This window comes from Hypericibacter terrae, from assembly GCF_008728855.1.
In the GTDB taxonomy this organism is placed as follows: domain Bacteria; phylum Pseudomonadota; class Alphaproteobacteria; order Dongiales; family Dongiaceae; genus Hypericibacter; species Hypericibacter terrae.
In genome coordinates this window covers 2,740,259-2,761,583 of the sequence record NZ_CP042906.1, presented here as the reverse complement: position 1 = coordinate 2,761,583, position 21,325 = coordinate 2,740,259, and the positions used below count along the sequence as shown (strand labels likewise).

21 protein-coding genes and 1 pseudogene are annotated in these 21,325 nt (G+C 66.7%); 18 read left to right on the top strand and 4 right to left on the bottom strand.

Annotated features, from left to right (window positions below):
- The first annotated feature begins 5 nt into the window (after positions 1 to 5).
- From FRZ44_RS12580 to FRZ44_RS12540, 9 genes are all read left to right on the top strand, one after another.
- Positions 6 to 1,337 carry a pyruvate dehydrogenase complex dihydrolipoamide acetyltransferase gene (locus FRZ44_RS12580; RefSeq protein ID WP_151177516.1) on the top strand — a complete coding sequence of 444 codons (1,332 nt, stop codon included), beginning with the start codon at positions 6 to 8 and terminating at the stop codon, positions 1,335 to 1,337.
- Between the two features lie 14 nt (positions 1,338 to 1,351).
- Positions 1,352 to 1,993 carry a glutathione S-transferase family protein gene (locus FRZ44_RS12575; protein WP_151177515.1) on the top strand — a complete coding sequence of 214 codons (642 nt, stop codon included), beginning with the start codon at positions 1,352 to 1,354 and terminating at the stop codon, positions 1,991 to 1,993.
- A gap of 31 nt (positions 1,994 to 2,024) precedes the next feature.
- On the top strand, positions 2,025 to 3,422 hold the full coding sequence (gene lpdA / locus FRZ44_RS12570) for a dihydrolipoyl dehydrogenase (RefSeq protein ID WP_151177514.1): 1,398 nt from the start codon (positions 2,025 to 2,027) through the stop codon (positions 3,420 to 3,422).
- Positions 3,423 to 3,456: 34 nt separating this feature from the next.
- Positions 3,457 to 4,122 (top strand): hypothetical protein, encoded by a 666-nt coding sequence (locus tag FRZ44_RS12565; protein WP_151177513.1) that lies wholly within the window; start codon positions 3,457 to 3,459, stop codon positions 4,120 to 4,122.
- An 11-nt stretch (positions 4,123 to 4,133) separates the two neighbouring features.
- Positions 4,134 to 4,748, top strand: coding sequence for a hypothetical protein (locus FRZ44_RS12560; RefSeq protein ID WP_151177512.1), 615 nt, complete (start codon positions 4,134 to 4,136; stop codon positions 4,746 to 4,748).
- On the top strand, positions 4,745 to 5,371 hold the full coding sequence (locus FRZ44_RS12555) for a hypothetical protein (protein ID WP_151177511.1): 627 nt from the start codon (positions 4,745 to 4,747) through the stop codon (positions 5,369 to 5,371). The genes FRZ44_RS12560 and FRZ44_RS12555 overlap by 4 nt, the downstream gene beginning before the upstream one ends.
- Before the next feature lie 5 nt (positions 5,372 to 5,376).
- Positions 5,377 to 6,333, top strand: a complete 957-nt coding sequence (gene lipA, locus FRZ44_RS12550; protein ID WP_151177510.1) for a lipoyl synthase — start codon at positions 5,377 to 5,379, stop codon at positions 6,331 to 6,333.
- A gap of 27 nt (positions 6,334 to 6,360) precedes the next feature.
- Positions 6,361 to 6,810 carry a type II toxin-antitoxin system RatA family toxin gene (locus tag FRZ44_RS12545; RefSeq protein ID WP_151177509.1) on the top strand — a complete coding sequence of 150 codons (450 nt, stop codon included), beginning with the start codon at positions 6,361 to 6,363 and terminating at the stop codon, positions 6,808 to 6,810.
- Between the two features lie 221 nt (positions 6,811 to 7,031).
- The gene (locus FRZ44_RS12540; RefSeq protein ID WP_191908558.1) at positions 7,032 to 9,203 is read left to right on the top strand and encodes a mechanosensitive ion channel family protein; all 2,172 of its coding nucleotides are present in this window, start codon (positions 7,032 to 7,034) and stop codon (positions 9,201 to 9,203) included.
- On the opposite strand, the gene FRZ44_RS12535 is transcribed toward FRZ44_RS12540, so the two are convergent.
- On the bottom strand, positions 9,200 to 10,279 hold the full coding sequence (locus FRZ44_RS12535) for an energy transducer TonB (protein ID WP_151177507.1): 1,080 nt from the start codon (positions 10,277 to 10,279) through the stop codon (positions 9,200 to 9,202). The two genes, FRZ44_RS12540 and FRZ44_RS12535, sit on opposite strands and share 4 nt — an antisense overlap.
- A 122-nt stretch (positions 10,280 to 10,401) precedes the next feature.
- On the opposite strand from FRZ44_RS12535, the gene hemP reads away from it, so the two are divergent.
- The 8 genes and pseudogenes from hemP (at position 10,402) to FRZ44_RS12495 (ending at position 17,731) form a co-directional block, all read left to right on the top strand.
- A complete protein-coding gene (gene hemP, locus FRZ44_RS27570) occupies positions 10,402 to 10,671 on the top strand; it encodes a hemin uptake protein HemP (protein WP_318526396.1) in 270 nt (89 codons plus the stop codon).
- Between the two features lie 231 nt (positions 10,672 to 10,902).
- Entirely contained in the window at positions 10,903 to 13,134 is a 2,232-nt protein-coding gene (locus tag FRZ44_RS12525; protein ID WP_151177506.1) for a TonB-dependent receptor domain-containing protein, read from the top strand.
- A gap of 23 nt (positions 13,135 to 13,157) precedes the next feature.
- Positions 13,158 to 14,231 (top strand): hemin-degrading factor, encoded by a 1,074-nt coding sequence (locus FRZ44_RS12520; protein WP_191908557.1) that lies wholly within the window; start codon positions 13,158 to 13,160, stop codon positions 14,229 to 14,231.
- 5 nt (positions 14,232 to 14,236) lie between these two features.
- On the top strand, positions 14,237 to 15,109 hold the full coding sequence (locus tag FRZ44_RS12515) for a heme/hemin ABC transporter substrate-binding protein (RefSeq protein WP_151177505.1): 873 nt from the start codon (positions 14,237 to 14,239) through the stop codon (positions 15,107 to 15,109).
- Positions 15,106 to 16,173, top strand: a complete 1,068-nt coding sequence (locus tag FRZ44_RS12510; protein WP_151177504.1) for a FecCD family ABC transporter permease — start codon at positions 15,106 to 15,108, stop codon at positions 16,171 to 16,173. The genes FRZ44_RS12515 and FRZ44_RS12510 overlap by 4 nt, the downstream gene beginning before the upstream one ends.
- 47 nt (positions 16,174 to 16,220) lie before the next feature.
- Positions 16,221 to 16,976 (top strand): annotated as a pseudogene (locus FRZ44_RS12505) (heme ABC transporter ATP-binding protein); the annotation flags it as partial.
- Between the two features lie 11 nt (positions 16,977 to 16,987).
- Complete coding sequence (locus tag FRZ44_RS12500; RefSeq protein ID WP_151177502.1) at positions 16,988 to 17,374, top strand: VOC family protein; 387 nt, start codon at positions 16,988 to 16,990, stop codon at positions 17,372 to 17,374.
- Positions 17,375 to 17,533: 159 nt separating this feature from the next.
- Positions 17,534 to 17,731, top strand: coding sequence for a DUF4926 domain-containing protein (locus tag FRZ44_RS12495; RefSeq protein WP_191908556.1), 198 nt, complete (start codon positions 17,534 to 17,536; stop codon positions 17,729 to 17,731).
- Positions 17,732 to 17,741: 10 nt separating this feature from the next.
- On the opposite strand, the gene FRZ44_RS12490 is transcribed toward FRZ44_RS12495, so the two are convergent.
- The 3 genes from FRZ44_RS12490 to FRZ44_RS12480 are packed head-to-tail and all read right to left on the bottom strand — an operon-like array spanning position 17,742 to position 20,205.
- A complete protein-coding gene (locus FRZ44_RS12490) occupies positions 17,742 to 18,554 on the bottom strand; it encodes a DUF429 domain-containing protein (RefSeq protein WP_151177500.1) in 813 nt (270 codons plus the stop codon).
- A complete protein-coding gene (locus FRZ44_RS12485; RefSeq protein ID WP_151177499.1) occupies positions 18,551 to 19,039 on the bottom strand; it encodes a CinA family protein in 489 nt (162 codons plus the stop codon). Before FRZ44_RS12485 ends, FRZ44_RS12490 begins: the two co-directional genes overlap by 4 nt.
- Positions 19,036 to 20,205, bottom strand: a complete 1,170-nt coding sequence (locus FRZ44_RS12480; protein ID WP_151177498.1) for a bifunctional 2-C-methyl-D-erythritol 4-phosphate cytidylyltransferase/2-C-methyl-D-erythritol 2,4-cyclodiphosphate synthase — start codon at positions 20,203 to 20,205, stop codon at positions 19,036 to 19,038. Before FRZ44_RS12480 ends, FRZ44_RS12485 begins: the two co-directional genes overlap by 4 nt.
- 253 nt (positions 20,206 to 20,458) lie before the next feature.
- Here FRZ44_RS12480 and FRZ44_RS12475 point away from each other — a divergent pair, with 253 nt between their 5' ends.
- Positions 20,459 to 21,274: a cytochrome C assembly family protein gene (locus FRZ44_RS12475; RefSeq protein ID WP_225308666.1), complete on the top strand. Its 816-nt coding sequence runs from the start codon at positions 20,459 to 20,461 to the stop codon at positions 21,272 to 21,274.
- The last annotated feature ends 51 nt before the right edge of the window (positions 21,275 to 21,325 follow it).

The window sequence follows — 21,325 nt, the reverse complement described above, 5'->3', positions numbered from 1 at the left end:
GCGCCATGCCGACGCCGATCCTGATGCCGGCTCTCTCGCCCACCATGACCGAGGGCAAGCTCGCGAAGTGGCTCAAGAAGGAAGGTGACGCGATCAAGTCCGGCGACGTGCTGGCCGAGATCGAGACCGACAAGGCGACGATGGAAGTGGAGGCGGTCGACGAGGGCACGCTCGGCCGCATCGTCGTTGCCGCCGGCACCGAGAACGTCGCCGTCAACGCGCCGATCGCCTACATGCTGAACGAGGGCGAGAGCCCCAGCGCGCTCGACGCGATCGGCAAGGCCGCGCCCGCGGCGCCGAAGCCTGCGGCACCGTCACCAGCTGCGCCGGCACCCGTCGCGACGCCGGCCCCGGCCGCCGCACCGGCTCCCAAGCCTGCCGTGGCACCAGCGCCGGCGCCCGTCGCTGCCAAGGACGGCCAGCGCATCTTCGCCAGCCCGCTGGCGCGCCGGCTCGCGGGCGAGGCCAATCTCGATCTCGCGCGGATCCAGGGCTCGGGCCCGCATGGCCGCATCGTCAAAGCCGATGTCGAGGGCGCCAAGTCGTCCGGCGTTGCGGCGGCGCCTGCGGCTGCAGCGGCTCCCAGCGCGCCGGCACCGCGTCCGGCGGCGGCCGCACCCGCCGCCGCGTCGGCGACGCCGCTCCCGACCGAGGGCTTCACCGAGCTGCCGCTCAGCACGATGCGCAAGGTGATCGCGCGCCGGCTGATGGAATCCAAGCAGACCATTCCGCATTTCTATCTGACGGTCGAAGCCGACATCGACGCGCTGCTGGCGCTGCGCACCCAGCTCAACGCCAAGGCCGGCGAGGGCGTGAAGCTCTCGGTCAACGATCTCGTCATCAAGGCCTGCGGCATGGCGCTGGCCAGGGTCCCGCGCGCCAATGCGATCTGGGGCGGCGACAAAATCCTGCTCAACAAGACCTGCGACGTCTCGGTCGCGGTGGCGCTCGATGACGGGCTCATCACGCCGATCATCCGCTCGGTCGACAAGAAGGGCCTCGCGGCGATCTCGTCCGAGATGAAGTCGCTGGCCGAGCGCGCCAAGGTCGGCAAGCTGCTGCCCGAGGAGTATCAGGGCGGGGCCTTTTCGCTCTCCAACCTCGGCATGTTCGGGATCAAGGAGTTCGCGGCTGTCATCAACCCGCCGCAGGGCTCGATCCTCGCCGTCGGCAAGGGGGAGCAGCGCGCGGTGGTGAAGGGCGGGGCGCTCGCCGTCGCCACCATGATGAGCTGCACCATCTCCTGCGATCACCGCGTCATCGACGGCGCCATCGGCGCGCAGTTCCTCGACGCGATCAAGAAGCTGCTCGAAGACCCGATCACGATGATGCTGTAGGGGAGGGCCTTCCCATGACCCATCCCTACAAGCTCTATGGCTGCAAGCGCTGCGGCTCCGTTCCGATCGAGGCGGCGCTGGCGGAGATCGGCGCTCCGTACGAGGCCGTCGAGCTCGACTTCGCCGGCAACGAGCAATGGGGCGATGCCTATCGCAAGATCAATCCCCTGGGGCGCATCCCGGCGCTCGAGCTGCCGGACGGCACGATCGTCACGGAATCCGCGGCCTGCCTGCTGATCGTCTGCGAGCGCCATCCCGAGGCGGGATTGTTGCCGCCGGCGAACTCCAGCGACCGCGGCCGGCTCTATCGCTGGCTGATGTTCGCCTCCAACAACATCTATGAGGCGATCGGCCGGGTCGATTATCCCGAGCGCTATGTCGAGGACAAGGCCGCGGCCCCGGGCGCCGAGAGAGTCGCGATGAAGGATCTGGAGCGCTTCTGGCAGATGGTCGAGACCCACCTCAAGCCCGGACCCTATGCGCTGGGTCCGCGCTATTCCGCGCTCGATCTCTATCTCAGCGTGCTGGCGCGCTGGTCGGTGCGCGACTGGGTCATCGATAACTGTCCGCGCCTCGCCGACATGGTGCGCGTGACCGCGGCGCGGCCCAAGGTGGCGCCGATCTGGCAGCATCATTTCGGCGGCGAGCCCCTCTAGGACGCGAAAAGCCGAGCTCAGGAGAGTCTGAATGGCCGAGAATTTCGACATCGTCATCATCGGCAGCGGCCCCGGCGGCTATGTGGCCGCGATCCGCGCGGCCCAGCTCGGCAAGAAGGTCGCGATCGTGGAGCGCGAGAATCTGGGCGGCATCTGCCTCAACTGGGGCTGCATCCCGACCAAGGCGCTGCTGCGCTCGGCCGAGATCTACCACAACATGAAGAACGCCGCGGCCTACGGCCTGAGCGCGGACAACATCAGCTACGACCCGTCGAAGGTGGTGGAGCGCAGCCGCAAGGTGGCGAACCAGCTCTCGAACGGCGTCAAATTCCTGATGAAGAAACACAAGATCACGGTGTTCGACGGCGACGCCAGGCTCGCCGGCAAGGGCAAGGTCGCGGTGACCAAGGGCGGCAAGCCCGTCGCCGATCTGGCAGCGCCGGCGATCATCCTCGCGACCGGAGCCCGCGCCCGCGCGTTGCCCGGCCTCGAGCCCGACGGCAAGCTGGTCTGGACCTATCGCGAGGCGATGGTGCCGCCCGCCATGCCGAAATCGCTCCTGGTCATCGGCAGCGGCGCCATCGGCATCGAGTTCGCCAGCTTCTACCGCAATTTCGGCGTCGAGGTGACGGTGGTCGAGGTGATGGACCGCGTGCTGCCGGTCGAGGATGCCGAGATCTCCGCCTTCGCCAAGAAGGCGTTCGAGAAGCAGGGCATGAAGATCGTGACCTCGGCCACGGTGAAGGTCCTCAAGAAGGGCGCCGACAGCGTCACCGCGACGATCGAGACCGGCGGCAAGTCATCCGAGATCACCGTCGATCGCGTGATCCTGGCGGTTGGCATCGTCGGCAATGTCGAGAATCTCGGCCTCGAGGGCACGGGCGTGAAGGTCGAGAAGACCCATGTCGTGACCGACGCGTGGGGCGCGACGGCCGAGCCCGGCCTCTACGCCATCGGTGACCTGACCGGACCGCCCTGGCTGGCGCACAAGGCGATGCATGAGGGCGTGATCTGCGTCGAGAAGCTCGCGGGCGTCAAAGACGTCCATGCGATGAACAAGGACAACATCCCGGGCTGCACCTACTGCCTGCCGCAGGTCGCGAGCGTGGGCCTGACCGAGGCCGCCGCCAAGGCCAAGGGGCACGAGGTCAAGGTCGGCCGCTTTCCCTTCATCGGCAACGGCAAGGCGATCGCCCTGGGCGAGCCCGAGGGCCTGGTCAAGACCGTGTTCGACGCCAAGACCGGCGAGCTTCTGGGCGCCCATATGATCGGTGCCGAGGTGACCGAGCTGATCCAGGGCTACGCCATCGCCCGCACGCTCGAAACCACCGAGGCCGAGCTGATCGCGACCGTGTTCCCGCATCCCACGCTCTCCGAGATGATGCATGAGAGCGTGCTCGACGCCTATGGACGCGCCCTCCACATCTGACGCCGCGCGAATGGGCGAGAGCGGCGACCCCGCGGTGGCGCTGCTCGATAAGGCGTTGTTCGAGCCTTATCTTGAGCCGAGCGAGCAGATTCTCTGGGTGGGAAGACCCGGAGGGTCCAAAGGATCGATGAGGCGGGTTCCGGAAAAATCAAAAAAGGAGAGACGAGCGGAAGCGGCGGGCTACGTCATCTTGATCGTCATCTTGATTGGCGCCTATGGCACTGAAGTTGGAAGTAAGCATCACGATTGGTCATGGTCACGATCGTTTCTGGCGGGCGCGGTTACAGTGGGTCTGATGCTCGTTGCGATGATGGCGTTGCTCTTCTCGATGAAGCTGGTTTTGATCGCGGGTCGGTTCGCGCTGTCTCCATTTCATCGGCAGGCGCTGAATGACTCGTCTTACGCGCTGACTGACCTCAGGGCCATGGCGCTACGTCGATCCCAAAGCGGGGCGCTGCGCATGTCGAGTTATGATTCGGTCAACAAACCCCGGGCCATGCTACGGGAGGATGGCAGCGGCAATGTGATTTTTGGCTACAAAGGTGGTCTCTTTCCTCGGTGGGGAGGGCGGAGAACACCCAACGCCTCCTGCTTGGTTCTCGAGAACATAGATGACGCGGCGGCCGTCTATCGTCTGGCACAGGCGGCGTTGGAGGAGAGGGCTCTCCTCAAGGCGCAACTCATGGACGCGGCACCTTAGGTGGATCGTCCATGAGAGAGGATCTCGGCAAACCCGCCCTGCTTGACCGGTCGCTGGTCCAGCCCTTCCTGGAACGGGGCGAGAAGGTTCTCTGGATTGGACGGCCTCGCTTTCATTGGGGCGAGGCTGGGTATCAGATCTTCTGGTTATTTGTGGGGCTGGTGGTTGTTGGATTAATCCTCGGGCTCAGGTCGGTGTCCGGACCGCCTTCTGGGGTCGACCGGGGAGACGCTTTCCAACTCGAGGCTTATCTCGGTTTTGCCATGATCGGATGCCTTCTCTTTCTGGGCGTGATGCTGTGGGGCATTGGCCGGCAGTTGATCGCGCCATCGAGGGTCACTTATCTCCTGTCGGACCGACGCGCTGTGGCGTTCGACCGCAAGAACGGCAAGCTGCTGAAGTCGGTTTCGCTTGGCGAGGTGGACCAGCTCGATCAGATTCTGCGGTCGGATGGAAGCGGCAGAGTCATCTTCGATTACGATCTGGTCTACTTGAAAAGCAAAGGCACCACCCGGGCATATCCAAAGCTGGAATTTGTCGACATCGAGGATGCCGCCACTGTGCGAGCGCTCGCCGAGGAGGCAGCCTTGAAGCTGTTGGCGGCTGCCGATGTGGCGAAGTCATGAGGACAACGAACGAGGCAAGCGTTGAGGGATCGGCGATTGATCGCTCGTTGTTCCAGCCCTTCCTGGCGCCGAGCGAAATAGTGATCTGGTCAGGAAAACCGGAGCGGGTCCGCCTGATAGGGGGCGACACCCGAAAGCCTTTTGTTGCGGCTCTGTTATGCGTGAGCCTGGCGCCGAGTGGCCTTGTGCTTTTGGCGATGTGGCTGGGTGCCCGGCAGTCCAGTTGGAGCGAAGTCTCTGGCCACTGGCTCCCCTGGGTATCGCTCTTCGCTCTTAATGCGATCTTCCTGGCGATCTTTGCTGTTCTAGCGTATCGGCGCACTACACGCTTGAAGGAAACAGTCTATGCCCTGACCAATCGGAGGGCGATCAAGCTCCGGATAAGTCAGGCAGAGCCAAACAGCAGTGCCCTCGATCTCGTCAACCGCTTCAAAACCCATATCCGACGCGACGGTAGCGGCGACCTTGTCTTCGGCTATCGCCGAGAATATGTGAACTACGGCGAAGGGAGTCGTTGGGAGGACATACCGAGGCTCACCTTCGAAGATATCAGCGACGTCCGCAGGGTCTTAAGCCTTGCTCAAGACGCCCTGGCGAAACTGGGTTATCAAACGGTATCCTGACCCCCATGACCGAATCCGCCACCGTTCCCCGGCTCCGCCACCCCGAGAAGGCCCACAAGCCGGACAATCCGGTCGCGCGCAAGCCCGACTGGATCCGGGTCAAGGCGCCGATGTCGCGGGAATATCAGGAAACCCGGGCGCTGATGCGCCAGCTGGGCCTGGTCACGGTCTGCGAGGAGGCGGCCTGCCCGAATATCGGCGAATGCTGGAAGCAGAAGCACGCGACCGTCATGATCCTGGGCTCGGTCTGCACCCGCGCCTGTTCCTTTTGTAATGTCGCCACCGGGCGGCCCGACCAACTCGATCCCCATGAGCCCGCCCATGTGGCGGAGGCGGTGGGGAAGCTCGGTCTGCATCACATCGTCGTCACCTCGGTCGACCGCGACGATCTCGACGACGGGGGGGCGGCGCATTTCGCCGAGACCATCCGGCGCATCCGGGCGGCGGCGCCCGAGACCACGATCGAGGTGCTGACACCCGACTTCCTGCGCAAGGAGGGCGCGCTCGAGATCGTCGTCGCGGCGGGGCCGGACGTCTACAACCACAATCTCGAGACCGTGCCGAGGCTCTATCGCGAGGTGCGGCCGGGTGCCCGCTATTTCCATTCGCTGCGGTTGCTGCAGCGGGTGAAGGAGCTCGATCCGTCGCGCTTCACCAAGTCGGGCATCATGGTGGGTCTGGGCGAGACCAAGGAAGAGGTCTCGCAGGTGATGGACGATCTGCGCTCGGCCGATGTCGATTTCATCACCATCGGCCAGTATCTCCAGCCCACGCCCAAGCATCACGCGGTCGAGCGCTTCGTGACGCCGGCCGAGTTCGCCGAGATGCGCGACCTGGCGCTGTCAAAAGGGTTCCTGCTCGCGGCGAGCTCGCCGCTGACGCGTTCCTCCTACCATGCGGGCGAGGATTTCGAGCGGCTGAAGGCGGCCCGGCTGGCGAAGCTCGCCGCCGCCCACGCCTGATCCTCCGGCGCCGGTTCATCCGCCCCCATGCCCACCCACGCCGAACAGCGCGTCCTGCCCTATAGCCAGGCGCAGCTCTTCGATCTCGTCGCCGACATCGAGCGCTACCCCGAATTCCTGCCCTGGTGCGTGGGCGCCCGCATCCGCAAGCGGCTGCCGGACGGCACGATGGAGGCCGACTTGGTGATCGGCTTCAAGATGTTCCGCGAGCGCTTCGCCTCGATCGTGAAGCCCGACCGCGCCAACCACCGCATCGATGTCAGCTATGTCGACGGGCCGTTCCGCTATCTCAACAACCACTGGAAGTTCATCGCCGAGGGCGAGAACCGCACGCGGGTCGATTTCTTCGTCGATTTCGAGTTCAAATCGGCCCTGCTGCAGAAGGTGATCGGCGTGCTCTTCAACGAGGCCGTCCGGCGCATGGTCGCGGCCTTCGAGAGCCGGGCCAGGCAGCTCTACGGCCGCGACGTCGCCTAGGGCGCCGACGGCGGTTCCGTGCCGTCCCCTCATTCCCCCCGCGCTATCCGCCTTCTCCCTGACTCCGCGGCCAGGACCGCAATCTTATCGCCATGGCGACGGCTCGACCGCCGTCGTAGAGTCGAATCCGGCCAATCGGACATCATTCCAACGACTTGTCCGGATGCGCCAAACGACGATCCTGAGCTGACAGTCATTGACGGATGAAGCGAGGTAGTGCCGTGGGTGCCGCTATTCGTTGCTTGATTGTGGCGATCGGGCTTTTTCTGCCTTCCCCGCTGGCGGTCTCGGCCGATGCCGCCGCACCGCCGCCGGCGGGAATGACCCAGCAGCAATATGACGATCTGGTCAAAGCGGTCGGGCAGTCGGTCGTCCAGACGCTGACGGAGAAGGGCCTGGTGGCGGCGCCCGCGTCTCCCACCTCGGCCACGCCCGCCAGGAACGAGGAGCAGCTGCTGGCGGAGCGGATCCGCACCACCGTCGACGCGATACCGACGGTCCTCGGCGGCTATTCGGAGGTCGGGGGCGAGCTGGCGCTCCTGCCGGAGCGGCTGGACCGGACCAGCGCCGGCGGTCGCGGGCCGTGGGGCTTTCTCGGGCTGCTCGCCCTGATGACGGCCCTGGCCGTCCTGGCCGACCGTGGCATGGCACGCCTGACCCGCGCCAAACGGAACGCCGTCGTTCAGCGGTTCTCCGCGGAAGGCGGTCTGTGGCGGGTGGCGGGGATCGCCATCCTCGATGCCTGCGCGCTTCTCGCGTTATGGGCGGTGGCCCAGTTCTCGCTGGGCAGCCTGTTCGCGAGGGCAGGGTTCCAGACGCAGGTCGCGGCGATCGTTCTCGAAGGGCTCGTGACCTGGCGGGCGTTCTGGCTTCTGTTCCGGATCTATCTGCGGCCTGAATTGCCTGCGATGCGGCTCGCTCCGGTTTCCGACGGCAACGCCCGCCATATCCTGCGGCTCCTCGTGTTTTGCGTGCTGGTGGGTGTCCTCGGCCGATCCTGGATCGGCCTGCTCGCATCGCCGGCGGCGATTTCCGCAGCGATCCTGACCAACAGCTTCGTCGAGATCGCCATCTTTATCGTCGTGCTCTTCAGTCTGCGCGGCGCCATGGCCAGTTGGCTCCTCGGACTCATCGATCCCGAGAGCCGGCAGCGGGTTGGCATCCGGGTCGCGCTGGCGCAGCACTGGCATTGGATCGTGCTGCCGATCCTGATCCTGCTCGGCCTGGGCCGCATCTATGACGCGGTGTCGGATCAGTTCGCCTTCCCCTTCGGCGCCATCCTCACGCTGAACATTCTCATCGGCTTGCTGTTCGCCGAGACATTATGGTCGTTCATCCTGAGGCAACATCGCGCCGCTGTCCTCGCGGCCTCCGGCAAGGCAACTCCCGGCCGGTTGCTGCCCTTCCTGGTGCGGGCCGTTCGTGCCACCATGTGGGTCGTGGCGGCCGCCGTGCTGGTGCGGACCTGGGCCGTCGATGTGCTCAACCTGGTCGACGAGCAGGCCTGGAGTCAGTTCAGCCGGGCCTGGACGACGACGGTCGTGACGGCGCTTCTGGCCTATTTCGCTTGGGAAGCGGTTCACTTCGCGACGGAACGGCGGCGCGACCGCCCCAGGGCGGGGGTGACGGGGCCGGAGAGCGAAACCGGCCCGACATCGGTCGGCGCCACCCGCCTCGAGACGCTGGCCCCGATCCTGCGCCTGATGCTCGGCATCATCATCATCATCACGGCGGCCCTGACGATCCTGGAGAGCCTGGGCGTCAGCATCACGCCCGTCATCGCCGGGGCCTCGATCTTCGGCCTGGCGATCTCCTTTGGCAGCCAGACCCTGGTCCACGACATCGTCTCGGGGCTTTTCTATCTCGCGGACGATGCGTTCCGGGTGGGCGAATATATCGATGTCGGCAAGGCGAAGGGTACGGTCGAGGGCTTCACGCTGCGCTCGATCCGCATGCGCCATCAGAACGGACAGATCCATACCATCCCGTTCGGTCAGCTCGGACAGATCACGAACTTCAGCCGCGACTGGTCGACGCTGAAGTTCAATCTGCGCCTCGTGCGCGAGACCGACCTCGACAAGCTCCGCAAGGTCACCAAGAAGATCGGGCTTGCGATGATGGAGGACCCCCAGTTCAAGAACGATTTTCTGGAGCCGCTGAAGTTTCAGGGGATCGCGGAGGTGGCCGACACCGCGACCGTCATGCGCTTCAAGATGACGGTGCGTCCGGTCCGGCCGACTTACGTCCAGCGCGAGGCCATGAAGCGGCTGATCAGCGGCTTCAAGGAGGCCGGGATCGAGTTCGCCGGCGCCGGTTATGTGCTGCCGACGGTCGCGACACCGACACCGACACCGGCACCGGCGCCCGCTGCCGCCATGCCCGCCACGCGCTAATTCAGCGCGAAGACGATCGGCACCACATAGGTCTGGTCCATGCCGGCCGGGGGCGGGGGCACCGGGTTGGCGCGCGCCATCAGATCGCTCGCCTCCGCGTCCAGCAGCTCATAGCCCGAGCCCTGGAGAATGCGATAGCGCAGCACATGGCCTTCGCGGTCGATCGCGAACTCGCAGAGCACGACGCCTTCCTGATGCTTGCGCCGGGCGCGGTCGGGATATTCCTTGTGGCGGTCGAGCCAGGCCGCCAGCAGGCTCGCATAGTCTGCCTGCTCCGCTGCCGACGGGCCGGGCATGAAGTTCGCCCCGGTGGGCGTTCCGGCACCGGCGCTGGTCTCGAGCGATGCCGTTTGCGAGGGGCTGACCGCGTCGCTGCTGCTCTCGCCTGCGCTGGCCGCGGCGGGCGCTGCCGTCGAAGCGGGAGCCGCCGCCGCGGGGCTCGCGTCCGTGGCGGTTGCCGTCGCGGGGGCTAGGGAGGCGAGCTGCATATCGAGGGGTTGCGGCGGCGGCGGCGCGGTCTTTGCCTGGGTCGCGGTCTCGCGTGGCGGTGTCGGCTTAATCGCGGGCAGGGGCTTCGGTTTCTCCGCGACCTGCTGTTCCTCCACCACGGGCTTCTCGAGGGTTTTCTCGACGTCCAGCGCTTCTTCGACAGGCGGAGGCGGCTCCGGCATCGCTTCGAGCGGTAACTCGGCCAGCGTCATCGGCTCAGCTTCTGACACCGATGCTTCAGCGAACTCCGTTTCGTCGATCAGCGGCGGCGGCTCGGCCAGTTCCATCTCGACCGGCGGCATCTTTTCGGCCGGGACCGCGCCCGGATCCGATATAGGAACAGAATCCGTGGCCTGCGGGGCCGGGGGTGCGCTCTCGATCTCGGCGGTTTGGCTGTCGGCGGGCGAGGGGGCCGGCGTGCTCGGCGCGGCAGCGGCGGGAACACCGCCGCCGCTGAGGATCATGACCGCGACGCTGCCCGCCATGCCGGCATCGGCCGGGGCCGGCGGTTCCTTGGGCCAGGCGAGGATGAATGCGGCCAGGATCAAGCCGTGAAACAGGGCCGAAAAAATGGCCGGCTTCGTCATGCCCTCCGGCAACCGCAAGACTACCCCCAATGAAGCAAACGTCTTTCTCAGATAATCATTATCATTCTAATTGCGAATGAAACGCAATTGCGCTAATCAGAAACCCGTACTGGCCGCCCGATGTGGTGGTTCGCAAACGGCGGCCAGGTGCTTGGGTGGGATATCGATTGACCTTGAACGCCATCGACACCGACCGGGCCAAGGCCGGGCTGGGGGCGGATGCAGCTTGCACCGCGCCTGCACGACCCGCGTCTGACCCGCAAACGGAAGCACCTTCGGGCGTGAGCAGCCGCGACCTCCTGCGGGGGAGGCAAGAGCTGCTGATCCATCACGGCGAGGAGGTCTATCGGCTCCGCCTCACAGGGAGAGGGAAGCTCATTTTGACGAAATAGCCGGCGCTGAGGTCAGGGTCGGATCGGCATGAACCAAGCCGATCCGTGAATCCTGCCCTCGCTCAACAAAGTCAGGAGACCGATTCACGTCTCAAGCCGTCGGCTTGAGACGACCGGGCTCCGGGCGCCGGTTCAACAACGCAGCTTTCGTCCCAGCCAGCCCACCCGTCGGTCCGTGAAAAGGCCGACGCGCCAGCCCCGGACAATGCTGAACCAGCAAGGACAAGGGGCATGGCGACTCTATTGCGACGCGTGACGGCCTATTCCGTATTTCTGGCGCTGCCGATCGCGCTCTGGCTTATCGGCAGCTCCGCGGGGGCCCAAGAGACACAGACGCAGACCCAAAACCAAACGCAAACCCTGTCACCAGACCAGACCGGCACCGAGGCGACCGAGGATGGCACCGCGCCGACCAACACCGAGACACCGCCGCCGGCCGGCAGCCCGGTCACGCGAATGTCGGTGCCGCCGGTGACCGTGACCGCCACCCGCAACGCGATGGAGGCCTTCGAATATCCGGGAAGCGTCAGCGTGATCGATCAGGAAAAGATCCAGACGCGCATTCCTTCGACCGTCGACGACGTGATGGTGGGCGTGCCCAACGTCACCTTCGCCGGCGGTCCGCGCCGCAACGGCGAATCCCCGATCATCCGCGGCTTCACCGCGCAGGATGTGATCATCCTGCTTGACGGCACCCGGCAGGACCTCATCACCGGCCATGACAGCCGCTTCTTCCTCGATCCGGCCTTGCTGGAATCCGTCGAAGTCGTGCGCGGCGCCACCTCCGCGCTCTACGGTTCCGGCGGCCTGGGCGGCGTGATCGAGCTGCGCACCAAGGATGCTTCCGACTTCCTGGAGCCGGGCGAGACCTTCGGTATGAACGGCTTCATCGGCGGCCAGAGCGTCGACGACCAGGTGTCGTCGGGCGTCACGATGTTCGGCAAGGTCGGCGACAATCTCGACCTGATCGGCAGCTTCGTGTTTCGCGATTCCGACAATATCGATCTGGGCGACGACGAGGAGCTCGATGCCGACGACCAGATTCTGAGCGGGCTCGCCAAGGCCAAATACACGACCGGCGCGCACAGCTTCGAAGGCGCCTGGCTGCGCTACGACGGCAGCGCCACCGAACCCGGCAACGCCCAGTCGACCACGGACGACGGCCTCGAGGACAAGGACATCGTCACCCAGACCTGGCGCGGCACCTATAATTTCCACGAGCCGGGCAATCCGTGGATCGATCTCGACGCGACCGTCTATTACACGCAGAACGACATCCACGAGAAGCGGATCGACGATCTGGGGCCGGGGCCCGAGGGCGAGGAATTGAAGCGCGACCTCGATACCGTGGGCATGCGGGTCGACAACCGCACCCGGTTCGACCTCGGGACCGATAGCAATGTCGTCTTCACCTACGGCGTGGAAGCCTATCGCGACAACCAGGATGGCGACGATGACGGCGAGGATCTGGCCGGCGTGCCCGACGCCTATTCCAACCTGGCTGGCGTGTTCACCCAGGCCGAGTTCACGGTGCCGGCACCCTTCGGCATGCCCGGCGACTTCCTGATCATTCCCGGCGTCCGGTTCGACTATTACGCGTCCGACAGCGATCTCGCCAACGACAATGTCGACACCGCCGTCTCGCCCAAGATCGCCACGAGCTACATGCCGACCGACTGGCTGATGTTCTATGGCAGCTACGGCTACGCCTTCTCGGCGCCGAATATCAACGACCTCTATCTGACCGGCGTGCATTTCGAGATTCCGCTGGGGCCGCCGTTCCCGACCATCGTCAACCGGTTCCAGCCCAATCCCGACCTGAAGTCGCAGACCACGCGCACGGTCGAGGCCGGCATGGGGCTCGACTTCGAGGACGTGCTGATGGCGAACGACCGGGCCACCGCCAAGGGCGGCTGGTTCCTGATCTATGGCGACGATCTGATCTCGCGCAACGTGATCCAGCCCGCGCCCTTCGTCGATTGCAACCCGTTCATTCCCGGCGATTGCGACGGCACGACGATCATCGACAACGTCAACAAGGCGAAGCTGGACGGCGTCGAGCTCGAGGCCCAGTACGAGAACGACTATATGATTTTCGGCGCCGCCTATTCGCATATCGACGGCGAGAACACGGAGACCGGCGAGCCGCTCGGCGACCTGCAGCCGGATACCACGACGTTCCACGTCGCGGCCAAAATTCCGCCGGCCGATGTGCAGATCGGCTCCTACATCACCTGGGCCCAGGATTTCACCAACACCGACGATCCGACGCTCGAGCGCGACGGCTATGTCGTGACCGACATCTACGCGGTCTGGGCGCCGCAGCAGGAGATCCTGCGCGGTTTCACCCTGGCGGCCGGCATCGACAACCTGTTCGACGAAACCTACACGCGCGTCTACACGGGCTCGAACGAGGCCGGACGCAACTTCAAGGCCATGATGTCCTACCAGATCGCCTGGTAGGTCCGAGGGAGAGGAGAAACTACATGTTGGACGATGCGACCGCGGTGGAGCGCCGGGACCCGCGCAGCCTCAAAGCGATCTGGGCCGAGCACAAGGCCGCCAATCCGAAGCAGCGGATCCGCGACGCGGCCGCGGTACTCGGCGTCAGCGAGGCCGAGCTGGTGGCGACCGATCTCGGCGCTGGCACCACGCGGCTGCAGCCGCGCTGGAAGGCTCTGATCGAAGCGATGCCGGCATTAGGCCGGGTGATGGCGCTCACCCGCAACGAATATTGCGTGCATGAGAAGGTGGGCCGCTACGACCAGATCCATCTCAACGACCAGGGCGGCGTCATCCTGGATCCGGAGATCGATTTGCGGCTGTTCTTCGGCCATTGGCAGCATGGCTTCGCCGTGACCGAGGCGCTGGAGGCGGGCGGGCAGCGCCACAGCCTCCAGTTCTTCGATCGCGATGGGCTGGCGGTCCATAAGATCTATCTGAAGCCGGAAAGCGACGTCGCGGCCTTCCAGGCGCTGGTCGCCGACTTCAAGGCCGAGGATCAGTGCGCGGCCATTACGGTGACGCCGGTCGATCCGCCGGCTTCCGACCGGCCGGATGCCGAGATCGACGTGGCGGCCTTGGATACGCGCTGGCGCGCTCTCCAGGACACGCACGACTTCTTCGGCATGTTGCGCGAGCTGAAAGTGGGTCGCGTGCAATCCTTCCGGCTGGTGCCGGACGATCTGGCACGGCCCGTCGACAATGGCGCCTTCTCGCGCGGGTTGGAACTGGCGGCCGAGGCCGGCCTGCCGGTGATGATCTTCGTCGGCTCGCCCGGCGTGATCCAGATCCACACCGGGCCGGTCACCACCGTCAAGCGCCTGGGTCCCTGGCAGAACGTGCTGGATGACGGCTTCAACCTGCATCTGCGCGAGGACGGGATCGAGAGCTGCTGGCTGGTGCGCAAGCCGACCAAGGACGGCATCGTCACCTCGCTCGAGATCTTCGACGCCGCCGGTCAACAGATCGCCTGGATGTTCGGCAAGCGCAAGCCGGGCCAGGCGGAGGACAGCGTCTGGCCGGCGCTCGCTCTCAGGGCGGTCGGCGCGGCCGGATAACGATCATGCTTCAACGCTTGTTGTTGATACCGCTCGTTCTGGTGCTCGGCTTGGCTTTGGCCAAGCCGGGCGTCGCCGCGAGTTTGCGGATCGTCTCGATCGGCGGCGCCGTGACCGAGACCCTCTACGCGCTCGGCTATGGCGGGCAGATCGTCGCCGTCGACACCACCAGTCTCTATCCGCAGGAGGCCCTGGCCCTGCCCAAGGTCGGCTATATGCGCACGCTGGCGGCGGAGCCGATCGTCGCCTTGTCGCCCGACCTTGTGCTCGCGGTGTCGCATGCGGGGCCGAAGAAGATCCTCGACCAGATCGCCGCGGCCGGTGTGCCGGTCGTCATCATCTCCGACGAGCCGACGGTCGAAGGCGTCGCCGAGAAGATCGAGGCGGTGGCCAAGGCCGTGGGTGCCCAGACCAAGGGCGCCGAGCTCGCCGCGGCGATCGAGAAATCCTTCACCCATATCGCGGCCGTCCTCGCCAAGGACCAGAGCAAGCCCAGCGTGCTCTACATCCTGTCGGCCTCCGACGGAGCGCCGCTCGCGGCCGGGCAGAAGACGGCGGCCAACGGCATGATCGCGCTCGCCGGCGGACGCAACGCGATTCAGGGCTATGAGGGCTACAAGCCGCTCTCGCCCGAGGCGGCGGTCACGGCCAATCCCGACTTCGTCGTGGTCGCGGCTCATGGGCTGGCGACCTTGGGCGGGCTCGACGGTCTCGCGGCCCGGTCCGACCTGGGATTGATCCCGGCCGTCAAGGAAGGTCGCGTGCTGGTGCTCGACGCGAATTACCTGCTGGGCTTCGGTCCGCGCGCGGCGACGGCCACGGCAGAGCTGGCGTCCTATCTGCACCCGTCGCTGGCGGGCGACCTCGCCGCACCATGAGCGATCCCGCGATCGATTGGGGCTGGCGCCGGCGTTTCGACGGGCTGCCCTTCCTCGGCCTTGCGATCCTACTGGCCGTGTCGCTGGTGCTGGGGCTCGGTATCGGCGCCATGGCGATCGGACCGCTCGACATCCTGTCCACTCTCTCGGCCCATCTCGGCCTGGGCCATTGGCGGGAGGTGGGGGCCAGCGAACAGTCCGTGCTGATCCATGTCCGCTCGCCGCGCGTCATCCTGGCGGTGCTGGTGGGGGCGAGCCTCGCTGTGTCGGGCGCGGCGCTGCAGGGTCTCTTCCGCAACCCGCTGGCCGATCCGAGCCTGCTGGGGATCACCGGCGGCGCCACGGTGGCCGCGGCGACCACCATCATCTTCGGCGCGCCTTTGGCCACGGCCCTACCGCTGGCGCTGGCCGCCTGGCTCCTGCCGTTGTCGGCCTTCATCGGCGCGATGGCGGTGACCGCCATCATCTATGCGATCTCGGTGCGCCATGAAGGAATGGACATCGCGACGCTGCTGCTGGCCGGGATCGCGATCAATGCGGCCGCGGCCGCGGCCCTCGGGCTGCTGACCTTCCTGGCGCCGGACGGGCAGTTGCGCGACATCATGTTCTGGCTCCTGGGCAGCCTTGCCGGCACGGGTTGGCCGCAGCTCTGGCCGGTCGCCATCATGATCCTGGTCGCGATCGGGCTGATCGTCCGCCTGGCGCGGCCGCTGAACGCGCTGCTGCTGGGCGAGGCCGAGGCCTTCCATGTCGGCTTCGCGATCGAGCCGATCAAACGCCAGCTCGTGATCGTCACGGCACTCGCGGCCGGCGCCGCCGTCGCGCTGACGGGCACGATCGGCTTCGTCGGACTGCTGGTGCCGCATTTCGCCCGGTTCCTGGTCGGCCCCGATCACCGCCGGCTGCTGCCGGCCTCGGCCCTGCTGGGTGCCTCGCTGCTGCTGGTCGCCGATCTCATCGGGCGGCTGATCGTGCTCCCGGCCGAACTGCCGATCGGCGTCGTCACCAGCTTCGTCGGCGCGCCCTTCTTCCTGTGGCGGCTGCGCCGCCGGGAGGCCTTCTGATGCTGGCGCTCGATCATGCACGGCTGGACCGGGGCGCGCGCACGGTTCTCGCCGACGCCGACCTCGCAGTCCGCCCGGGCGAGGTGCTGGCCCTGCTCGGTCCCAATGGCGCCGGCAAATCGACCCTGCTGAAGGCGCTCTCGGGCGAGCTCAAGCCGGCCGCGGGCCGCGCCACGCTCGACGGGCGCGATCTCGCCTCATGGTCGGCGGTGGCCCTGGCGCGGCGCCGCTCGGTGCTGCCGCAGCACAACCATCTGGTCTTCGGCTTCACGGTCGAGGATGTGGTGGCACTGGGCCGGAGCGCGCATGTCGACCATGCGGTGCGCAGCGACGACAACCAGGCGGTGCTGGGCGCCCTGGCCGCGGTCGGCCTCGCCGGCTTCGCGCGGCGCGACTATCGCAAGCTCTCCGGCGGCGAGCAGCAGCGCGTGCATCTCGCGCGCGCGCTGGCCCAGATCTGGGGCGACGGATCGCCCGGCGAGGCGCGCTATCTGCTGCTCGACGAGCCGGTCTCGAATCTGGATCCCGCCTATCAGCAGACGGTGCTGCGGACGGCGCGCTTCATGGCGGCGCGCGGCTGCGGGGTGGTGATCTCGCTCCACGATCTCAATCTCGCCGCCGCCTTCGCCGACCGGGTGCTGCTCATCGCCAAAGGCCGCTTCGTCGCCGACGGCAGGCCGGCCGAGGTCCTGACGCCGGCGCGGGCAGGGGAGGTCTATGGCCTGCCCATGCTGGCAGTCACCCATCCCCAGACCGGCGTGCCGGTGTTGTTGCCGGCGGCGGTCCCCGGCCCGACGCCCTAAGAGGCAGCGCGATGTTTCAGGACGGATCGCCACTGGCATTGCGCGCCTTCCCGCCGGCGAAGGATTTCGCCGCGAGCAAACGATTCTATCTCGAGTTGGGCTTCGTCTTGGACTTCGGGACGGAGCAGGTGGCATTGCTGCGGCGGGGCGATCATTCCTTCCTGCTGCAGAACTTCCATGTCGAGCAGTGGGCCGCCCGTTGCATGATGCAGCTCACGCTCGCCGATCTCGAGGGCTGGTGGAGCGGGTTGGATCGCGAGGGCCTGGTGCTGCGTCACGGCGTGCGGCCGCCCGTCGCACCGCGTCTGCAAGCCTGGGGCGGCAAGGTCGCTTTCATGTTCGATCCGAGCGGCGTGCTGTGGCATGTGACCCAGACCGCACCGACGACTCAATCCTGAACGTCGGCTCTAGAACACAACCTGCAGCGCGATTCCCCACAACTTTCGCGCGGATCCGCCACAACTATGACATCCCGCCTCGTCTCGAGACTGGCGTAGCAAGGAACCATGTCATTCATGGCTGGTCCCCCCGCCAGCATGATTCGAGGAGTCACTCCGATGGCAAAGTTCGCCGAATATGACCGGGTCCTGCTGCGGACCACCTGCGCCGAAGTGCCGGTGCGGCGCATGACCATCGGTACGGTGCTCGAGGCCTATGGCAATCCGCCCTCGGCCTATGACGTCGATTTCGCCGGCGCCGGCGGCGAGGAATCCTTCACGGTGCCGGCCGGCGCGCTGGTGTTGATCCGCGAATAGCGGCGCCCCCTCAAAGCTCGAAGAAGACCTTCCCCTCGATCCGGTCGGTCTCACCGATCGGTCCGTTCAGTTGACGCAGCGTTGCTCCGGCGGCGAGGCAGGCGATCACGCTGTCCAGCGCGTCGCCGCCCTGGTCTTCGATCAGGCGGTCACGCTGCGAGCGGGAAGGGGACAGGAGGTAGCCGCGTTCGATCAGCGCCGTGACGATATCGCGGCGCATGCTGCGCGCGGAAGGGCTCCTGCCCTTATAGGACCGATAGAGATCCAGCCGCTTCAGCACCGAGGCCGGACAGGTTTCCACGATCCATGCGCGTCTGGGGTGCGGCGGCTCGACCGAGATGACGCTGGCCAGGCGCTCGCGGTGGAGCGGCGCCACGATGTCGGCCAGGCCGTGATAGGTCTGACGATAGAGCCGCAGGTTCCAGGCGCAGAAGGGCGTCTTCGCGATCCTGTCGGTATCGCGCCTGATCTCTTTGCCCTTGGCGAGGCGCCGGCAGTTTTCGCGGAACGCTTCGGCATGCTCATGACGATGGAAGCCGCCGATGAAGCCCTTCCAGTCGGCGCCTTCAAGCACAGCGCGCGGCAGCCCGACCGGAAAATCGCAGCCGAAGATTCCGTCGGGCGTGCCCGCGATCAGCCGGCGCAAGGCGGCGAGGGCGAGAGCTCGATCCGCGCCGGAGTCCGGCAGCGCGGAGGCCGGGCAGCAGTCCACCAGCTCCACGCGGTTCCTGCCGTCGAGCCGGCCCTCGGCGATCCAGATCGCCTTGCCGGCCAACCGGGCACCGCTGAAATCGATGCCGAAGGGCCGGCGCTTCGGCGTCACTCGGAGATCGCGTACTCGAGGAGGGCGAGGGCCGTGGCAACGGCCTGCCGGCGGATCGCGGCACGATCGCCGGTAAAGTTGCGCTTCTCGACCAGGGTTCCGCCGCCACGGTTCGCGAGCCCGAACCAGACGAGGCCGACCGGCTTCGTGGCCGAACCGCCGCCGGGTCCGGCGATTCCGGTGATCGAGACCGCCATGTCGGCATGGGAATGGACGAGGGCGCCTTTGGCCATGGCCAGGGCGACCTCGGCGCTGACGGCGCCGACGCGCTGGATCAGCTCGGCCGGCACGTCGATCAGTTCGGTCTTCGCTTCGTTCGAGTAGGTGACGAAGCCGCGGTCGACCACGTCCGACGAACCGGCAATGTCGGTCAGTGCCGCCGCCACCATGCCGCCGGTGCAGGATTCGGCAGTCGCGATCTTCTTGCCGGCGCGCCGATAGCGCTCCAGGAGGTCGGCGGGCGCGATCGCGGGGTCCGTCGTCATGCGGGCAGCGCCACCGTCGCCGTCGCCTGCGCGGCGATGCCCTCGCCGCGGCCGGTGAAGCCCAGCCCTTCGGTCGTCGTGGCCTTGACGCTGACGCGGCCCGTCTCGAGGCCGAGGATGGCCGCAATGCGCTCGACCATCGCCGCGCGATGGGGCCCGACCTTGGGGCGCTCGCAGATGATCGTCACATCGAGATGGGCGATGCGCCCGCCCTTGGCGGCGACCAGCTCGCCGGCATGGGCCAGGAACTTGGAAGAATCCGCGCCGCGCCATTTCGGATCGCTCGGCGGGAAATGCTGGCCGATGTCGCCGGCGCCGATGGCACCCAGGAGCGCGTCGGTCAGCGCATGCAAGCCCACATCCGCGTCGGAGTGGCCCTCCAGCGCCGCGCTGTGAGGCACGCGAATGCCGCAGAGCATGATGGCGTCGCCGGGCGCGAAGCGATGAACGTCGTAACCGCCGGCGCTGCGATATTCCCAGCCGCCTCCGCCCAGCAGCCTTTCGGCACGCTGCAAATCGCCCTCCGTCGTGATCTTGAAATTCTCTTCGCTGCCCATGACCAGCTCGACCGCCAGCCCCGTCGCCTCGGCGACCGCGGCATCGTCGGTATGCTCGGTGCCGGAGGCCGCGCGATGGGCTTGGAGAATGGCATCGAAGCGAAAGCCTTGCGGCGTCTGGGCGCGCCAGAGCCGGTCGCGGCTGGTGGTGGCCTCGATCCGGGGGCTGGGGCCCGCGGGATCCTTCGCCCGCTTGATGGTGTCGACGACGGGAAGTGCCGCGATGGCGCCGGGCGCGCGGCCGATGCCGGCGATCACGCGATCGATCACGCCGTCATCGAGAAAGGGGCGGGCGGCATCATGGATCAGGACAGCCTCGGGCTGCAGGGGCGCCAGGCTCTCGAGCCCGTTGCGAACCGACTGCTGGCGCGTGGCGCCGCCGGCGACGGGGGCCAGCAGCGTGAGGCCGGCGACCGCCGCATCATAGCGGGCGCGATCCTCGGGCGAGATCACGACGCGGACATCGGCGATCCCGGGATGAGCCAGCAGGCGCTCCACCGCATGGCGCAGCACGGCGCGGCCGCCCAAGGCGCGATATTGCTTGGGGATGTCGCCGCCGAAGCGTGCGCCCCGGCCCGCCGCGACGATCAGCGCGATCGTCCCGCTCACGAGGCTCTCTCAGGATGGGTCTGGCGAAGCATGATGCCGGCGAAGCTAGTGCCAAGGGCGGAGCTTGCCAAGGTCTCCACTTCTCCCCTCCACCGGAACGGGGGAGGGCCAGGGAGGGGGCTGCTCGGTACCAAAAGCCACTCGCTGCGACTGTCGGTGCAGGCCTCTCCCTGGCCCTCTCCCGCAAAGCGGGAGAGGGGACAATAGCGCCACCGGTGGCGGGCTTCAGGGTCGGCCACTATAGTGCCGCGCCATGAGCGGCGACGAGTTGACGAACGGCTATCTGTTGAGCCTCGGAGCGGTGGTGGCGCTGCTGCCCGTGACGCTGCTGGTCTGGCGGCGGCCCGGTGCGGCGTTGTCGTCCTTCTGGGTGCTGCTGGCGGTCGCGATCGCCGGGGCCTGCACGGTGGTTGCGGTCCATCAGGGCCATGGCTGGACGCCCGGCCTGTCGCAGGCGCTCTGGGCGACGATCGCCGCCTGCCTGCTGATCTTTGCCGCACTGGGGGCCCTGGTGCGCGAGAGCCTGCGGCTGTCGCTTCTGTTGCTGCCCTATCTGCTGTTGCTGGGGTTGCTCGCGACCTGTGTGGCCGGGTTGCCTTCGGCGCCGATTTCGGCCGGTGCCGCGACGGCCTGGCTCGATCTTCATATCCTGATCTCGGTCTCGACTTACGGGCTCGTCACCTTGGCCGCGGTCGCGAGCCTCGCGCTGTTCCTGCAGGAGCGCGCCTTGAAGGCGAAGCGACCCACGGCGCTCACGCGCGCGCTGCCCTCGATGACCGATTGCGAAACGCTCGAGGTGCGGCTCATGGCGGTCGGCCTCTTCGTGCTGGGCGTCGGGCTCCTGACCGGAATGGCGACGGAATATATGGAGGCGCACCGGCTGCTTGTGCTCGACCACAAGACGGTCTTCTCGCTGCTGGCCTTTGTCGTCATCGGGATCCTGTTGCTGCTGCATCGCGTCAGCGGCCTGCGCGGCCGCAGAGCCGCGCGAATCGCGTTGCTCGCCTATCTCCTCCTCACGCTGGCCTATCCCGGCGTGAAAGTCGTGACCCAGATCATCCTTTCCTGATCTTCCCGAGGACTTTCCGGCATCTACAGTTAAGTTGCTGCAGCACATAAG

Bases quoted from the DNA above. Each gene is read 5' to 3' on its own strand.
- FRZ44_RS12485 (WP_151177499.1), bottom strand. From the start codon at position 19,039: ATGACGACGGACCCCGCGATCGCGCCCGCCGACCTCCTGGAGCGCTAT.
- lpdA (WP_151177514.1), top strand. From the start codon at position 2,025: ATGGCCGAGAATTTCGACATCGTCATCATCGGCAGCGGCCCCGGCGGC.
- FRZ44_RS12535 (WP_151177507.1), bottom strand. From the start codon at position 10,279: ATGACGAAGCCGGCCATTTTTTCGGCCCTGTTTCACGGCTTGATCCTG.
- lipA (WP_151177510.1), top strand. From the start codon at position 5,377: ATGACCGAATCCGCCACCGTTCCCCGGCTCCGCCACCCCGAGAAGGCC.
- FRZ44_RS12520 (WP_191908557.1), top strand. From the start codon at position 13,158: ATGTTGGACGATGCGACCGCGGTGGAGCGCCGGGACCCGCGCAGCCTC.
- FRZ44_RS12500 (WP_151177502.1), top strand. From the start codon at position 16,988: ATGTTTCAGGACGGATCGCCACTGGCATTGCGCGCCTTCCCGCCGGCG.
- FRZ44_RS12575 (WP_151177515.1), top strand. From the start codon at position 1,352: ATGACCCATCCCTACAAGCTCTATGGCTGCAAGCGCTGCGGCTCCGTT.
- FRZ44_RS12580 (WP_151177516.1), top strand. From the start codon at position 6: ATGCCGACGCCGATCCTGATGCCGGCTCTCTCGCCCACCATGACCGAG.
- FRZ44_RS12515 (WP_151177505.1), top strand. From the start codon at position 14,237: ATGCTTCAACGCTTGTTGTTGATACCGCTCGTTCTGGTGCTCGGCTTG.
- FRZ44_RS12525 (WP_151177506.1), top strand. From the start codon at position 10,903: ATGGCGACTCTATTGCGACGCGTGACGGCCTATTCCGTATTTCTGGCG.
- FRZ44_RS12545 (WP_151177509.1), top strand. From the start codon at position 6,361: ATGCCCACCCACGCCGAACAGCGCGTCCTGCCCTATAGCCAGGCGCAG.
- FRZ44_RS12560 (WP_151177512.1), top strand. From the start codon at position 4,134: ATGAGAGAGGATCTCGGCAAACCCGCCCTGCTTGACCGGTCGCTGGTC.
- FRZ44_RS12555 (WP_151177511.1), top strand. From the start codon at position 4,745: ATGAGGACAACGAACGAGGCAAGCGTTGAGGGATCGGCGATTGATCGC.
- FRZ44_RS12510 (WP_151177504.1), top strand. From the start codon at position 15,106: ATGAGCGATCCCGCGATCGATTGGGGCTGGCGCCGGCGTTTCGACGGG.
- FRZ44_RS12475 (WP_225308666.1), top strand. From the start codon at position 20,459: ATGAGCGGCGACGAGTTGACGAACGGCTATCTGTTGAGCCTCGGAGCG.
- FRZ44_RS12495 (WP_191908556.1), top strand. From the start codon at position 17,534: ATGGCAAAGTTCGCCGAATATGACCGGGTCCTGCTGCGGACCACCTGC.